The 15246-nt window shown below is 64.9% G+C and carries 13 protein-coding genes; 11 read left to right on the top strand and 2 right to left on the bottom strand.

Annotation, left to right across the window (positions count from 1 at the left end):
- Positions 1–14: 14 nt before the first annotated feature.
- Positions 15–1031 carry a UDP-glucose 4-epimerase GalE gene (gene galE, locus U5O44_RS02480; RefSeq protein WP_322586878.1) on the bottom strand — a complete coding sequence of 339 codons (1017 nt, stop codon included), beginning with the start codon at positions 1029–1031 and terminating at the stop codon, positions 15–17.
- A gap of 134 nt (positions 1032–1165) precedes the next feature.
- On the opposite strand from galE, the gene U5O44_RS02485 reads away from it, so the two are divergent.
- Genes U5O44_RS02485 through aspS form a run of 5 tightly spaced genes read left to right on the top strand, consistent with a single transcriptional unit; the run spans position 1166 to position 6111 of the window.
- Positions 1166–1687 carry a hypothetical protein gene (locus tag U5O44_RS02485; RefSeq protein ID WP_322586879.1) on the top strand — a complete coding sequence of 174 codons (522 nt, stop codon included), beginning with the start codon at positions 1166–1168 and terminating at the stop codon, positions 1685–1687.
- Positions 1684–3258, top strand: a complete 1575-nt coding sequence (ubiB, locus tag U5O44_RS02490; protein ID WP_322586880.1) for a ubiquinone biosynthesis regulatory protein kinase UbiB — start codon at positions 1684–1686, stop codon at positions 3256–3258. The genes U5O44_RS02485 and ubiB overlap by 4 nt, the downstream gene beginning before the upstream one ends.
- 27 nt (positions 3259–3285) lie before the next feature.
- Positions 3286–3603 carry an FmdB family zinc ribbon protein gene (locus tag U5O44_RS02495; RefSeq protein WP_322586881.1) on the top strand — a complete coding sequence of 106 codons (318 nt, stop codon included), beginning with the start codon at positions 3286–3288 and terminating at the stop codon, positions 3601–3603.
- 13 nt (positions 3604–3616) lie between these two features.
- The gene (locus U5O44_RS02500; protein ID WP_322586882.1) at positions 3617–4282 is read left to right on the top strand and encodes a DUF502 domain-containing protein; all 666 of its coding nucleotides are present in this window, start codon (positions 3617–3619) and stop codon (positions 4280–4282) included.
- Between the two features lie 32 nt (positions 4283–4314).
- Positions 4315–6111 carry an aspartate--tRNA ligase gene (aspS, locus tag U5O44_RS02505; RefSeq protein WP_322586883.1) on the top strand — a complete coding sequence of 599 codons (1797 nt, stop codon included), beginning with the start codon at positions 4315–4317 and terminating at the stop codon, positions 6109–6111.
- Between the two features lie 212 nt (positions 6112–6323).
- Here the strand turns inward: aspS and U5O44_RS02510 are convergent, their stop codons facing one another.
- The gene (locus U5O44_RS02510; RefSeq protein WP_416222111.1) at positions 6324–6737 is read right to left on the bottom strand and encodes an SIR2 family NAD-dependent protein deacylase; all 414 of its coding nucleotides are present in this window, start codon (positions 6735–6737) and stop codon (positions 6324–6326) included.
- 253 nt (positions 6738–6990) lie between these two features.
- Between U5O44_RS02510 and U5O44_RS02515 the strand changes: the two genes are divergently transcribed.
- From U5O44_RS02515 to U5O44_RS02540, 6 genes are all read left to right on the top strand, one after another.
- Complete coding sequence (locus U5O44_RS02515; protein WP_322586884.1) at positions 6991–7209, top strand: helix-turn-helix domain-containing protein; 219 nt, start codon at positions 6991–6993, stop codon at positions 7207–7209.
- A gap of 33 nt (positions 7210–7242) precedes the next feature.
- A complete protein-coding gene (locus U5O44_RS02520) occupies positions 7243–10011 on the top strand; it encodes a nucleoporin (protein ID WP_322586885.1) in 2769 nt (922 codons plus the stop codon).
- The gene (locus U5O44_RS02525; protein ID WP_322586886.1) at positions 10011–11012 is read left to right on the top strand and encodes a hypothetical protein; all 1002 of its coding nucleotides are present in this window, start codon (positions 10011–10013) and stop codon (positions 11010–11012) included. Before U5O44_RS02520 ends, U5O44_RS02525 begins: the two co-directional genes overlap by 1 nt.
- A gap of 12 nt (positions 11013–11024) precedes the next feature.
- Positions 11025–12722 carry a hypothetical protein gene (locus tag U5O44_RS02530; RefSeq protein ID WP_322586887.1) on the top strand — a complete coding sequence of 566 codons (1698 nt, stop codon included), beginning with the start codon at positions 11025–11027 and terminating at the stop codon, positions 12720–12722.
- A 1494-nt stretch (positions 12723–14216) separates the two neighbouring features.
- A complete protein-coding gene (locus tag U5O44_RS02535) occupies positions 14217–14717 on the top strand; it encodes a hypothetical protein (RefSeq protein WP_322586888.1) in 501 nt (166 codons plus the stop codon).
- A gap of 9 nt (positions 14718–14726) precedes the next feature.
- Positions 14727–15149: a hypothetical protein gene (locus tag U5O44_RS02540; protein ID WP_322586889.1), complete on the top strand. Its 423-nt coding sequence runs from the start codon at positions 14727–14729 to the stop codon at positions 15147–15149.
- Positions 15150–15246 lie beyond the last annotated feature (97 nt).

Here is a 15246-nt window from a genome sequence, read left to right on the forward strand (position 1 = left end):
CCCCGCAGCATGACTCAGCCGGCAAAACCCTGCGGGTTCATCGACTGCCAGCGCCAACTGTCCTCGCACATCTGGTCGATGCCGCGAGCGGCCTTCCACCCCAGCACCCGCTCGGCTGCCGCCGGGTCGGCGTAGCAGGCCGCGATGTCGCCGGGGCGGCGATCGACGATCTGGTACGGGACCGGGCGCTCGCTGGCGCGCTCGAACGCCTTGACCACGTCCAGCACGCTGTAGCCCTGGCCGGTGCCGAGGTTGACGGTGACCGAGGACTTCGCCTCCAGCAGGTGGCGCAGCGCCGCGACGTGCCCGGCGGCCAGGTCGACGACGTGGATGTAGTCGCGCACGCCGGTGCCGTCGGCGGTGTCGTAGTCGCCGCCGAAGACCTGCAGGTGGGCGCGCTTGCCGACGGCGACCTGCGTGACGTAGGGCATCAGGTTGTTCGGGATGCCGCGCGGGTCTTCGCCGATCAGGCCGCTGGCGTGGGCGCCGACCGGGTTGAAGTAGCGCAGGTAGGCGATCGCCCACGTCGGGTCGCAGGCTTCGAGTTCGCGCAGCATCTGCTCGCCCAGCAGCTTGGTCATGCCGTAGGGGTTGGTGGTCGAGAGCGCGCAGTCCTCGGTGATGGGCAGGCGCTCGGGCTGGCCGTAGACGGTGGCCGAGGAGCTGAACACCAGCGCCTTGACGCCTTGGTTGCTCATCGCCGTGGCCACGCTGACGAGGCCGCCGAGGTTGTTGCGGAAGTATTCGAGCGGCTTCTGGGTCGATTCGCCGACCGCCTTGTGCGCGGCGAAGTGGACAACGGCCGACACCTGGTGGCGGGCAATGATGTCCTCCATGCGGGCGGTGTCGTTGACATCGGCTTCCTCGAAGACCGGCTTCTCGCCGAGCAGCGTGGCGAGTCGGTCGAGCACGACGGGCGAGCTGTTGGCGAAGTTGTCCACGCCGAGCACCGAGAAGCCGGCTTCCTTGAGCGCGATCCAGGTGTGGGAGCCGATGTAGCCGGTGGCGCCGGTCAGGAGGATGGTGGGCATGGGGGTGGGGTCTCGATGAACGACGATGGCGCGAATTGTGGCAAACCCTGCCTGCTGATCCGCTGATCTGTGCGTGAACAGTGCCGTGACACCCGCCTTGCGCGCGCAATTTCACCGGCACCTACAATTGCCGGATGTTTGAACCCCTCCTCGAACCCCTCGGCCGCGAAGCGCTCGGCCGTGTCACGCTGCTGCTCAACCATGTGCTGAGCGCGGAACCTGAAGCCACCCGCCGCCTGTCCGGTCAGGTCGGCCGCACCATCGGCGTGCAGTGGCGCCAGTGGCCGGCGATGCTGCCGCCGCCACCCCGCGCGGTGTGGTCGATCTCGCCGGCCGGGCTGCTGGATCTCGACGAGGACATGCTGCTGGTGCCGGTAGGTGTCGGCGATGACCAGACGCTGATGGTCACGCTGGACGGCACCGAGCTGATGGGCTGGGTGTTCGGTGGCATGGCCGGGCGTCCGCCAATGGACATCCGCGGCGACGCGGCGCTGGCCGGTGAGGTGAGCTGGCTGGCCGAGAACCTGCGCTGGGACATCGAGGATGACCTGGCCCGTGTGGTCGGCGATGGCCCGGCGCGTGTGCTGGGACAACTCGGCCGCGGGCTGACGCAGGCGGTCGGGGCCTTCGTGCAGCGCGTGCGCGGCGCGGCATGAAGCACTGGCCGCGGCTGGCCCTGATCGCGTGGGTGCTGCTGCGCCACGGGTTGGACCAGCTCGTGCTGGCCCGGGCGCCACGACCGAGTCTGCGTCTGCTGGCACGGGTGCTGTCGATCGGACGCCGCTTCGACGCGCCGCGCGGCGAGCGCCTGCGGCTGGCTTTCGAGCAGCTGGGACCGATCTTCGTCAAGTTCGGCCAGGTGCTGTCCACCCGGCGTGACCTGCTGCCGCCCGACATCGCCGACGAGCTGGCCCGGCTGCAGGACCGGGTGCCGCCGTTCCCGAGCGCGCAGGCGCGTCAGATCATCGAGCGTTCGTTTGGCAAGCCCATCGAGGCGGTGTTCTCGCAGTTCGATGCCGATCCGGTCGCCAGTGCCTCCATTGCGCAGGTGCATTTTGGTGTGCTGCACGACGGGCGGCAGGTGGCGGTCAAGGTGCTGCGGCCGAATGTGCTGACGGTGATCGACGCCGACCTCGGCCTGCTGCGCAAGGGCGCGGAGTGGCTGGAGCGGCTCTCCGCCGACGGCCGGCGCCTGCGTCCGCGCGAGGTGGTGGCCGAGTTCGACAAGTACCTGCACGATGAGCTGGACCTGGGCCGCGAGGCCGCCAATGCCGCGCAGCTGCGCCGCAACATGGGCGGGCTGGAGCTGCTGATGGTGCCGGAGATGGTCTGGGACTACATCAGCGAGAACGTGCTGGTGATGGAGCGCATGGTCGGCACGCCGATCAGCCAGGTCGAGCAGCTGCGTGCCGCCGGGGTCGACATCCCCAAGCTCGCCCGCGACGGCGTGACCATCTTCTTCACCCAGGTGTTCCGCGACGGCTTCTTCCACGCCGACATGCACCCGGGCAACATCATGGTGTCGACCGCGCCGGCCACCTTCGGGCGCTACATCGCGCTCGACTTCGGCATCGTCGGCACGCTGGATGCGCGCGACAAGGAATACCTGGCGCAGAACTTCATCGCCTTCTTCCGCCGCGACTACCGGCGCGTGGCCGAGCTGCACATCGAGTCCGGCTGGGTACCACCGGGCACGCGGGCGGATGAACTCGAAGGCGCCGTGCGTGCGGTCTGCGAGCCGCACTTCGACCGCCCGCTCAAGGACATCTCGCTCGGCCAGGTGCTGATGCGGCTGTTCCAGACCTCGCGGCGCTTCAATGTCGAGATCCAGCCGCAGCTCGTGCTGCTGCAGAAGACGCTGCTCAATGTCGAGGGCCTCGGCCGCCAGCTCGACCCGGAGCTGGACCTGTGGAGCACCGCCAAGCCCTTCCTGGAGCGCTGGATGAACGAGCAGATCGGCTGGCGTGCGCTGGTCAGCCAGCTCAGGAACGAGGCGCCGCGCTATGCCCATTTCCTGCCAGAGCTGCCACGGCTGCTGCACGAGGCGCTGCTGGCGCGCACGACGGCCGGCGCGCAGGCGGACGGTCCCTCGAAGGAGCTGATGCAGGCGCTGCTGATCGAGCAGCGCCGCACCAACCGGCTGCTGCAGGCCTTTGGCTGGGCGGCGGTCGGCTTCCTGCTCGGCGCCCTGGCCGTCCAGGTGCTCCATCGCCTGGCTCCTCTATAATTCCCGTTTCGAATCAAGGGTTTAGCGATGCCGATCTACGCCTATCGTTGTTCCTCCTGCGGGCACGCGAAGGACGTGCTGCAGAAGATGTCCGACGACGTGCTCACCACCTGTCCTGCCTGCGGTGCCGAGTCGTTCTCCAAGCAGGTGACGGCTGCGGGTTTCCAGCTCAAGGGCTCAGGCTGGTACCAGACCGATTTCCGCGGTGGTTCTGCCGCGCCTGCTGCGGCTGCGGGTGCCACGGCTGCTGCAGCCGCCCCCACACCTGCGGCACCGAGCGAGGGCGGTGGCGGTGCCACGGCGGCGCCATCGGCCCCTTGCGGCGGCTCCTGCGCCTGCCATTGAAGCGGATCGTCCAGTGAAAAAATACATCGTCGCCGGCCTGCTGGTCTGGCTGCCTCTGGCCATCACCATCTGGGTGCTCACCTGGGTGCTGGGGCTGCTCAACAGCGTCTTCCAGACGCTGCTGGATGCCGCCACCGCCGTGCTGCCGGCCAGCGCCCACAGCATGCTGGAGACGCTGTCGTCGATTCCGGGTCTGGGCGTGCTGACCCTGCTGACGATGATGATGCTGACGGGCATGTTCGTCGCCAACTTCGTCGGCCAGTGGTGGCTGCGGCAGTGGCACCGGGTGATGTCCAACATCCCGATCGTCAAGTCGATCTACACCTCGGTCAAGCAGGTCTCCGACACGCTGTTCTCCAGCAGCGGACAGGCGTTCCGCGAGGCGGTGCTGGTCGAGTACCCGCGCCGCGACTGCTGGACCATCGCCTTCGTCACCGGCAAGCCTGCGGGTGAGGTCGCCCAGCGCATGGGCACGCCCGCCGACACCGAGTTCGTCAGCCTGTACGTGCCGACCACGCCGAACCCGACGTCCGGTTTTTTCCTGATGGCGCCCAAGGCCGACGTCCGGCCATTGGCGATGAGCGTGGACGAGGCGCTCAAGTACATCATTTCCATGGGCGTGGTCGCACCGCCGGCACGTGCCATACCAGCCGTCGCCCTTGCCGTGACCCCTCACTGAATCCATAGATTCCAAAGAAAGACACCACCATTATGCGTACCTGCTATGCAGGCCAGGTCAGCGAAGCACTGACCGGCCAGACCGTCACCCTCATGGGCTGGGCCCACCGTCGCCGCGACCATGGCGGCGTGATCTTCATCGACCTGCGTGACCGCGAAGGTCTGGTGCAGATCGTCTGCGATCCGGACCGCGCCGCGATGTTCAAGGTCGCCGAAGGCGTGCGCAACGAGTTCTGCCTGAAGGTGGTCGGCCTGGTGCGCGCCCGCCCGGCCGGCACCGACAACGCCAACCTCGTCAGCGGCAAGGTCGAGATCCTGTGCCACGCACTCGACGTGCTCAACCCCAGCGTCACGCCGCCGTTCCAGATCGACGACGACAACCTGTCCGAGACGACCCGCCTGACGCACCGCGTGCTGGACCTGCGCCGCCCGCAGATGCAGAAGAACCTGATGCTGCGCTACAAGGTCGCGATGGAGGTGCGCAAGTTCCTCGACGAGCAGGGCTTCGTGGACATCGAGACGCCGATGCTCACCAAGAGCACCCCGGAAGGCGCGCGTGACTACCTCGTGCCGAGCCGCGTCAACGACGGCCATTTCTTCGCGCTGCCGCAGTCGCCGCAGCTCTTCAAGCAGTTGCTGATGGTGGCCGGCTTCGACCGCTACTACCAGATCACCAAGTGCTTCCGTGACGAGGATCTGCGCGCCGACCGCCAGCCCGAATTCACGCAGATCGACATCGAAACCTCCTTCCTGACCGAAGAAGAGATCCGTTCGATGTTCGAAGGCATGATCCGCCACGTCTTCCGCAAGACGATGGACGTCGAGCTGGGCGACTACCCGGTGATGGCCTATGCCGAGACGATGCACCGCTTCGGCTCGGACAAGCCCGACCTGCGCGTCAAGCTCGAATTCACCGAGCTGACCGACGTGATGGGCACGGTGGACTTCAAGGTCTTCTCGGCGCCGGCGACGACCAAGGGCGGTCGAGTCGTGGCGCTGCGCGTGCCCGGTGGCGCGTCGATCAGCCGCGGCGAGATCGACGGCTACACCGACTTCGTCAAGATCTACGGCGCCAAGGGGCTGGCCTGGATCAAGGTCAACGACGTGGCCAAGGGCCGTGAGGGCCTGCAGTCGCCGATCGTCAAGAACCTGCACGACCAGGCGGTCGCGGACATTCTGGCCCGCACTGGCGCACAGGACGGCGACCTGCTGTTCTTCGGCGCCGACAAGGCCAAGGTCGTCAACGACGCCATCGGCGCGCTGCGCCTGAAGATCGGGCACAGCGAGTTCGCCAAGAAGAGCGGCCTGTTCGAGGACCGCTGGGCGCCGCTGTGGGTCGTGGACTTCCCGATGTTCGAGCACGACGAGGACGAGAACCGCTGGAACGCCGTCCACCACCCGTTCACGGCGCCGAAGGACGGCCACGAGGACTACATGGACACGGACCCGGGCAAGTGCATCGCCAAGGCCTACGACATGGTCCTGAACGGCTGGGAACTCGGCGGCGGCTCGATCCGGATCCACCGCGCCGAGGTGCAGAGCAAGGTGTTCAGCGCGCTCAACATCAGCAAGGACGACGCGCAGCTCAAGTTCGGCTTCCTGCTGGACGCGCTGCAGTACGGCGCGCCGCCGCACGGCGGCCTGGCCTTCGGCCTGGACCGCCTGGTGACGCTGATGACCAAGGCCGAGTCGATCCGCGACGTGATCGCCTTCCCGAAGACGCAGCGTGCGCAGTGCCTGCTGACCGGCGCGCCGTCGGTGGTCGAGGACAAGCAGTTGCGCGAGCTGCACATTCGGCTGCGCAATGCGCAGGCGGTGCAGCAGGGCTGATCCGTGATCGCCAGAGGCTGGTCTTGACCGGTCTCTGCGTCTGATCGGCTGCCAGGGGCGCAGGCCGGCGCCGTGCTGGTGTGTGGTGCGGGTGGGGGTGAAGTTGATCGGTGCGGCAACCCGATGCTCCCTCTGGGGCGCTCTGAACTATCGGGTTGCCTAGTGGTGTTGACGAAACTGGGCGGGGGCAATTGACTGAAAGCCGCTGGTCTTCACGCCCACCGCGCCAGCAGCGCCGGCAGCACCTCGCCGGCCGGTCCACGCAGGCACAACTCGCGTGACTGCGCACTGGCCATCTCGCCTGGGTTGACGACGATGATCGGCTTGCCTTGCTGCGCAGCGATCTGGTGCAGACCCGCCGCCGGGAACACCTGCCCGGACGTGCCGATCGACAGGAACAGATCGCACTCGCGCACCGCCCGCTCGGCCGCCGACCAGGCCAGCGTCGGCAGCGACTCACCGAACCAGACCACGCCGGGCCGCACATACCCGCCACACCGTTCGCACCGCGGCGGCTGTATGGAGCGACCGCCTTCCGGCTCATCGGGGATCCCGTCTGGCAGCACATGTGGATGCCCGCAGGCAAAGCAGCGTGGGTGGAGCAAGCTGCCGTGCAGGTGCACCACGTCTGGACTGCCGGCTCAAAGCACGCCCACAACCCGGTCAAGGCATCACGGAATGTCGCGGCAGACCCATACCCAGTTCGTGTCGAAATTCAAGCGCGTAGCTGACCGGTGGGCCGACAACCGCACTGCTTGTGAGGAAGTGGCGTTTCCCACCCTCAGTGGGCAGCGACAGCAGCGGGTACCGGTGGATGATGATGGATGTTGAAAAGATTGCACTGTCCTGTCTTCAATTGACACAAATCGCAGAATAGTCATGACTACGTCCAGCGATGCCGGCGAGATCCTGACGGTCTCAGAAGTTGCTGACTTCCTCAAAGTCACTGAACGCACGATCTATCGCCTCGCAGCGGCCAAGCGAATCCCGGCCTTCAAGGTGGGCGGAAGCTGGCGCTTCGTGCGCGCCGAGATCGACCGTTGGATCCGGCTGCAGTCGGAGGATGGGCCAGCACGATCGGCTGACGATCAGGCTTAAGACTGAACCATCAGGAACAAGGGAAACACAACAATGCTGGAACTCACGCTACGCGAGGAATTTCGAGGCAAGCGCCTGAAGGGCACGGCCATCGAACTGTCCAACGACTCGAACACGGGGGCCACCCAGGTCGCGGCGCAAGCCTTCCTGGAGATCACCTACCCGACGCATGACCTGCTCAAGGGCATTGAGGCGGTGGGGCCGAACCAGGGTCGCCCCGTGGTCATCATTGGCGAACGCGGTCTCGGTAAGTCGCACTTGATGGCCGCGCTGTTTCATGCGGTGAACGCCCCCGACTCTACCGGCAAGTGGCTGAACAGCTGGGCTAGCACCCTGGGCGATCCCAGCATCGGCAAGATCGCCCTGCGCCGCGGCATGCAGGTGATCGGCGAAAGCCTGCACCGCCAGCGCTACAAGTTCCTCTGGGACTTGCTGTTCGAGCGCCACCCCCACGGCACCTACATCAAGGGTAAGTGGGACGGCATAGGTGCCGCCAAGACCGACATCCCATCTGACAAGCTGATCGTCGAGCTGCTGGAGCACACGCCCACGATGCTGCTGCTCGACGAGTTCCAGACCTGGTTCGATGGTCTGACGAACACCAAGCAGTACCCCTCGAAGACCTGGGCCTTCAACTTCATCCAGATCCTGTCGGAGATCGCCAAGGAGCGGCCGGACCTGCTGGTGCTGGTCATCTCGGTGCGCAATGGCAGCAGTGATGCCTACCAGCAGGTGCACCGGGTTGCGCCGGTGTCCATCGACTTCAAGGCGGGCGGCAACGCGGAGCGCATCCAGCTGGATCGGCGGCGCATGCTCCTGCACCGCCTGTTCGACAACCGCCTGCAGATCGCCCCCGCGAGCATCGAGCGCCTGATCGACAGGCACGTCAGCGAGTCGTTCCGGCTGCATGAGGTGCATTCTTCGGAGCACGAGCGCAAGCGCCGAGACTTCGTGGAGTCCTGGCCCTTCGCCCCCCACCTGCTGCGCCTGCTGGAAGAGCAGGTTCTGATCGCCACCGATGCTCAGGAAACGCGCGACATGATCCAGATCCTGGCCAATCTGTTCAAGAGCCAGGGCGCCAAGGTACCGCTGCTGACTGCAGCTGATTTCCGCTTGGACGACGATGCCTCCGGCATCGGTGCACTGCTGGACTCGGTGTCAAACGAACACCACCGCACGCTGCGCGCCAAGGCCCAGCAGAACATCATCTCCGTCACTGAGGCTGTGACGAATCATGCCGAGGTCGCTCCGCACCTGCAGGAGGTGATCGGGGCGCTGTGGTTGCGCTCCATCGCGATGGGCAATTTGGCAGGCGCCGAAGCGGCTACGCTGCAGGTGGACATCACCCGCGCCAAGCCGGTGGACGACAACGCATTCCAGGTCGAGCTGGCTGCCATTATCGAAAACAGCTTCAACATCCACCAGGAAGGCGCCAAGCTGGTCTTCCGCGAGGAAGAGAACCCGCGCGCCAAGCTGATGGCCTGCGCGCGCAATGACAAGCTCTTCAGCGATGGCTCGGACCTGCGCGAGCTGGCCAAGCAGATCCGCTACGTGATCGGCGGCACCGACGAGGTGGCCAAGGCCTTCCGCGTAATTGCGCTGCCCAGGTCTTGGCAGACTGATCCGTGGTCAGCGTTGGAAGAAAACGAACACCCCGATAAGTGGGACGACCGCTTGCCGATCCTGATCCTGCCCGAGGAACCCGAGAAGCTGGATGCGACTCTGGGCCGCTGGCTGAAGGACCAGCTGCAGAAGCGCCGCAACACCATCCGCTTCCTGCTGCCTCGCTCGGGATCGACCAACGCCTTCCTGGACCGCGACCTGCTGATCATGGCGCGGGCTGCAATCAAGGCCCAAGAGTGGAGCGGCCAAGGCCCTGAGTACAAGAAGCTGCACGGTGAGTTCCAGGGGCAGTTGCGAGACAACCTGAAGAAGCGATTCGATCGCTTCGCGGTGCTCAGCCGCTGGAACTTTGCCGATCCCGGCCAATGCTGCTTCAGCGTCGAGACACTGAAGCAGCAAGGCCCGCAGATCCCGGAGGCCATCGAGGAAACGCTCCTCAACGATCTCTTCGTGCCGGAAGACTTTGCCGAGCTGATCCTTGAAGCTGCGGCGGCCAACGGCTCGGTCGGCAAGGTGCTGCGTGAGCTACAGGAGCCCCGCCCTGCAGGGCAAGACTGCATTCCCTGGCTGGGTGAGACGGTCATGAAGGAGCGCATCCTGCGCCTGTGTGCGCGTGGCAAGGTGGTTATCAACCTACGGGGGCAAGAGTACCTTCAGACCCCGCCCGGCGAGGACGAGGACACGGCCTGGAAGCGCCTACGGCCCAAGCTGGCCTACACCGGCCGTCAGCTGGACGAGGTCCTCCTGATGCCACCGTCGGCCGTGCCGACCACGGGGGGCACGACGCCGACACCCACCCCTATACCGACGCCCGGGAATCAAACCGGAGGCCTCTTCGGCGGGGGAACACCCGCCCCCGCGCCCGGCGTGGCGGAGCCCACACCCGGCGGCGGTCTGGCACCGGACCTCACACCGCCCGGAGGTTCGATCTTCGGCGGCGGGACGATTCCTCCGGCCAAGACCAGCACCACCCATTCCAACCCAGCCACTTCGCCGTTGAACTTGATCGGGAAGCTCGAAGGCTGGGGCATCGGCCCCGCGACCCAGGTGTCTGACGTTGCTCTCAAGGTTCGCACGTCCAGCGGCGCGCAGCTGACAGGTGCCCAGCTGAAAGAGCTGCTCAAGAAGCTGCCCGATGGCATGACCTTCGAGCTGAGCCTGGAGAAGGAGAACAAGTGATGGCGCTCACCGCCGAGCTGTTGAACACGCTGACCCGGTGCGACGCCAAGACCGCTTGGGCCGCCATCGTCGAACACGCCTTGGCCATCTGCAGCCAGCCGCTGGCCTCTGGCAACGCGCCGGGTGAAGTCGTCAAGCGTGACCGGGAGGTGGGAACGCTGGACCATTTCCTGGCCGCCACGGGCTGGGACTTGTGGCAGGCCTTCGCCCAACCCGACGTGAGCGGCGTCGAGCGCACCGCAGACCGTCTGGCACGCTGGTGGGATGAGCCCTACACCGCCAAGGCGGTGCTGATCCTCGACGGCCTGTCCCTGCGCGAACTGCCCTGGCTGCTGCAGGGTGCCCAGGCACGCGGCTACACGCTGCATGGCGTGACCGCCACAGCCTCCGAACTGCCGGGCGAGACCAACGAGTTTGCCAAGGCGCTGGGCTTCAACAGCCGCAGCCAGCTGCAGAACAACGGCGGCGGGCTCACCCACCGCTTGGTGCCGGCTGTCACTGAAACCGTGGACATGCCCTGGAAAGACTGCGAGAGCCTGGTCAGCGGCGCGCCGAACTGGGTCTTCTGGCACCACTGGCCCGACAGCAAGCTGCACGATGGCTCCGGGGCCGGTCAGGGGCTGGACGCCCTCACCCGCGACGCTGCCGAGCAGCTCAGCAGCGACGACTTCTGGGCCTTCGTGGACCGCCTGGCCACCGGCCGGCGGCTGGTCATCACTTCCGACCACGGCTATGCCGCAACCGGCCTCTTCCCGGATGCGGACGGCGACGTGGGCCAGTTCCTGAAGAAGTCCTTCGCCAGCGGACGCAACGCCGCCGGCAGCGACGATCTGGGCCCCTTCGTGCCCCCGGTCGCGCTTGAGATCGCCTCAGCGCACGGCACCCACCGGCTCGCCCTGGGCCGGCGCAAATGGAAGAGCCCAGGCGGCTACCCGACCCTGACACACGGCGGTTTGTCGCTGCTGGAAGTGCTGTCCCCCTACATCGAACTGAGCAAGTAAGCAGAACACGACATGGCCACCAAAAAAGAACTACTTGCCCAGGGAGTCGCTAAGGCTGTCGGTGCAGGCAAGGCGGTCGCGATGGAAACCGTCGACTTCAACGACCCGAACCGCCCCAAGACTTGCCTGGAGGTCGACTTCCCGATCCTGCCGGTCAATCAGGTGGCAATCATCGAAGGCAACGCGGGCAAGCCGATCTACCAGATGTCGAAGTGGTGGGCGCGGCGGCGCTCTAGCGTTTTCCGCTCGATGTTGATCGCTGCCGCGACCAAGGCCCCCGAAGACAAATCTCACGCGGCCAAGCTGGTATGGGACAACTACTACGCCAACCACCAGAAGAAGGGCGCGTTCAAGCACCTGAAGGTGGCGGACATCTTCATGGGCGGTGGCACCACGCTGGTGGAGGGCTCGCGCCTGGGCATGCAGATGGTGGGCAATGACCTGAACCCGGTGGCGTGGTTCGTGGTCAAGCAAGAGCTGGCCAACGTCGATCTGGACGAGGTGAAGCGCCTGCTGGCCGACATCGAGGCCGAGGTGAAGCCGCAGATCATGCCGTACTACTACTGCGACGGCCCGGAAGGCGAGAAGGGCACCTGGACGCACCAGCCGACCAAGCGGGTGATGCCGGCCGACTTCGACCCGCTGACCATCCCGCGCGGCGAGCGCAAGGATTACCGCTACGAAGGCCCGGAAATCATCTACACCTTCTGGGCCAAGCACGGCCCCTGCCAGGTGACGGGCTGCGGCCACCGCACGCCAATCATGAGCAGCCCGGTGATGGCGGTGAAGACGATCAGCGTGAAGCACTGGGAGCACACCTGCAGCAGCTGTGGCGGCGAGTTTCATGTCGAACAAGACGCCGCGCGCATGGCGCCTGATTCGCCGCTCTACGTGGCGCCGTCCGAGTACCCGTTCTCAGTACTGGATCGCCGTAAGGGCGTGATCTGTCCGCATTGCAACCACACGGAAATGGTGAGTCTGGGCAAGGGCAAGAACAAGAAGGTGGAACTGAGCCTGCTGGTGCATCCGCAATGGCTGGCGGGCGAGGCGAAGCAGGATGCCGACGGCCAACCCTATGGCGGTGCAGTGCAAGATGACGCGGCTTCCACAGCTCGTTGGAATCAAGCGCGTGCCGCGAGTATTCGCTTGTTAGAGGTGCGTGGAGAACTTCCCGAAGAAGTAACCTGCCCGGAAAGCAAGGTCACGATCAAGACAGGCGAAGGAACCATCGCCAAAAAGTCAGCCTTCGCCTGTGCATCGTGCGGTACTGTGCAGGACGTCCTGAAATCCATGACTGGAAATGGTGGAAAGGCTCCGATGGGAGCCTACGCCGTGCAGGCCGTATCGCCGAAGCTGAAGTCCAGCGGGGCGAGCTACGGCGGCAGATTCTTTTCCGCGATCAAACACTCGCACCAGCTAGATGCAGCTGCTATCGAATGGGAGTCGCGCAAGGATGGCGATCTGAGCGCGTACTGGCCGCGCACGGCAGTGCCGGAAGGCTTCAAGACAACCTATCAGAAGATTCCTGAGCACGGATATCCGACATTCGCGGATATGTTTAATGCTCGTTCAAACGCAGTTGCTGAAAGCCATCCTGGAATCATCTCCGGATGCGTACCGCTGGGAGACGCGCGAGTACGTTTTGGCATCATTCCAGCAGTACCTGCGCAACCAGAACATGCTCTGCCTGTGGAATACGCAAGCCGATAAGCTGGAGCCCCATTTCTCGAACAACAACTATTATCCCAAGAACACACCGGTTGAGAACTGCGTATTTGGCAGCTTGGGGCGTGGCAACTGGAGTTCGTGCGCTGAAGGTCTGATCGAGTCCCGTGAGTGGGCAATGAATCCGTGGGAACTGGTGTCCAACGAGCGGCTGACGCTTGAGCAACCCGCGCTTAAAGACATCGTATCTGGCAAGAGTGAAAAGGTGCGTCCCGGCGATCCGCTGCTTAGTGGAACGGTGCGATGGGGCTCCTCGACGGAGCTTGATGACATTGCAGCAGCTTCGGTGGATCTGGTTATTACCGATCCACCCTTCGGCAACAATGTCCAGTACGCAGAACTAGCCGACTTCTTTCACGTTTGGTTGCGCATTGCGCTAAAAGACAGGTACCCGCAATTGCAGCTTGAGCTAACGCCGAAGTCGCTGGAAGCGGTGGACAACCCTGTCCGTAATCCTGACAACCCACAAGGTTACTACCAGCAGCTACTTACCGCCGTTTGGAGTGAATGCGCCCGGATACTGAAACCCGGTGGCATTTTGGCCTTTACCTTCCATCACAGTGAGGACGAGCCGTGGGTGTCAGTGCTGGAGTCGCTGTTCGATGCAGGCTTCTATCTAGAAACGGCATACCCGATTCGCAGCGATGAAACCAAGGGCGACGGCGCGAAGCCGGGAACCTTCGGCTCTCAGACCATCGAGTACGACATCATCCACGTCTGCCGCAAACGCACCGAAGAGCCCAAGGCGGTGAGCTGGGGCCGCATGCGCCGTGAAGTCATGGCGGACGTGCGCCAGCTGCAAGGCATGCTAGAGAACCACGCCAAGGAAGGCCTGCCAGCCGCCGACATCCAGGTGATCCGGCGTGGCAAGGCGCTGGAGTACTTCTCGCGGCACTACGGCAAGGTGTACGTGGACGAGGGCCGCACCATCTCGGTCCGCGAGGCGCTCATTGGTATCAACCAACTGATCGACGAGGACGCGGACAAGGGCAAGGAGCCGCCGCCCGTCAACGCCGAGCCCATGACCCGCCAGTTCCTGCGCACCTTCGGCTCGGCCAACGAGGTGGCGCGCGACCAGCTGCAGAAGTTCCTGAAGGGCTCGATCACCACGCCGGACGATTTCGTGCAGCGCGGCTGGTGCTGGGAGAAAAGCAAAGTGTTCTACCGCGTCAACTCGCTCGACTTCGCCCGCGAATGGGCTGGCAAGCACAAACGCAAGCTGACCTCAGATTTGGACCAGGCACTGGTGCTGATTGGCGCCTGCTTCGATGGCAGCGGCATCAATGCTGCCGACACGCTGAAGAACGAGAACTTCAAGCCGCATGTGGCCTTGAAGCCCTTGCTGGAGTGGCTGCACAAGAACGGGCCTGACCAGGCCAACAGAAATGCCGCCTCTCGCGCGGTGGCCATTTACAACGCCTGGGCTGCCGCGCAAGTGGCACCGCCAGTGCAAGGCTCGCTGTTTGCGGAGGATGCGTTGTGAAGCAAACCCTTGACACCGTTTGGCAACGCCGTGGCACCAGCTGGCTGTGGGATGAGGAAGCCCGCAACCTCGTCTGCACCGCAACCGAGGTCTGGAGCCTGCGGCAGTTCCTGCAGGCCGTTGGTCAATGGCCGGACGATCTGCCCAGCAACGGCGGTAACACCTTGGTGGTGGCCGGCCTCGACGGCGGGCTGGACCTGCTGACGCCTGACGACGCCGAGGGCTGGCTAGAGGATGCCGTCAAGGATGCCATCCTCAGCTTCCAGGGCTTCTACGAAGGCCAGGCTTCGCTGATCTTCTGGCTGCCTGCCGGGCATAGTCGCCTGAAGACCAACATCGCCACCGACTCGGTCGAATGGCGCTGCGCGGCACCCCACGGCGACAACCTGCTGGCCTTCGGCCGCATCCTGTGGGGCGAGGCCAACGAGTACCCACAGGAAATCCTGCTGCGGGCAGGGGCCAAGCCGGCGGGGCTCTTTCATCTGCGAATCACCTAAGGGGATTACGTGGCAGACACGATGTTTCAACCCGGTGAGCGGATCACTCACTCGGAGTTCGGCCAGGGCATCGTGGTCTCCCCGGCCAGCGACGGTTTCCTGCAGGTCTTCTTCAGCGCCGGCGAGCGGCGCGTACCGGTCAACACAGTACGGCGAGAGTTGTCGCGCACCGAGCGCATCCTCAGGGCAGTCGACAGTGGTACCGAACGGGCACGCAAGGCGTGGCTGGCGTACGAGGCCCATGCCTTGCCTCTGCTGGAGAGCGCATCGGCCTTGACATCGGCCAAGATTGATCTGCTGCCACACCAGGTGGTACTGACTCACCGGGTGGCCACGGCATCACCACGACGCTTCCTGATTGCTGACTGCGTATTTCGGCCCAACGTGACCGGCGATTTCGGCATCGTGACCGGTCATTCCGGGCGAACGTGACCGACGCTGGTTTCGGGTCATCGTGACCGGCCGTTTCGGCAACGTGACCGATCGTTTCGGCGAATAGTGACCGCCGTGATGACGCCCTCTGAAGGGG

It is taken from the genome of Sphaerotilus sp., from assembly GCF_034519685.1.
GTDB lineage: Bacteria > Pseudomonadota > Gammaproteobacteria > Burkholderiales > Burkholderiaceae_C > Sphaerotilus.

Excerpts from the sequence above, each read along its gene's own strand:
- U5O44_RS02520 (WP_322586885.1), top strand. The coding sequence starts at position 7,243 with ATGCTGGAACTCACGCTACGCGAGGAATTTCGAGGCAAGCGCCTGAAG.
- U5O44_RS02525 (WP_322586886.1), top strand. The coding sequence starts at position 10,011 with ATGGCGCTCACCGCCGAGCTGTTGAACACGCTGACCCGGTGCGACGCC.
- U5O44_RS02485 (WP_322586879.1), top strand. The coding sequence starts at position 1,166 with ATGTTTGAACCCCTCCTCGAACCCCTCGGCCGCGAAGCGCTCGGCCGT.
- U5O44_RS02530 (WP_322586887.1), top strand. The coding sequence starts at position 11,025 with ATGGCCACCAAAAAAGAACTACTTGCCCAGGGAGTCGCTAAGGCTGTC.
- ubiB (WP_322586880.1), top strand. The coding sequence starts at position 1,684 with ATGAAGCACTGGCCGCGGCTGGCCCTGATCGCGTGGGTGCTGCTGCGC.
- aspS (WP_322586883.1), top strand. The coding sequence starts at position 4,315 with ATGCGTACCTGCTATGCAGGCCAGGTCAGCGAAGCACTGACCGGCCAG.
- U5O44_RS02495 (WP_322586881.1), top strand. The coding sequence starts at position 3,286 with ATGCCGATCTACGCCTATCGTTGTTCCTCCTGCGGGCACGCGAAGGAC.
- galE (WP_322586878.1), bottom strand. The coding sequence starts at position 1,031 with ATGCCCACCATCCTCCTGACCGGCGCCACCGGCTACATCGGCTCCCAC.
- U5O44_RS02515 (WP_322586884.1), top strand. The coding sequence starts at position 6,991 with ATGACTACGTCCAGCGATGCCGGCGAGATCCTGACGGTCTCAGAAGTT.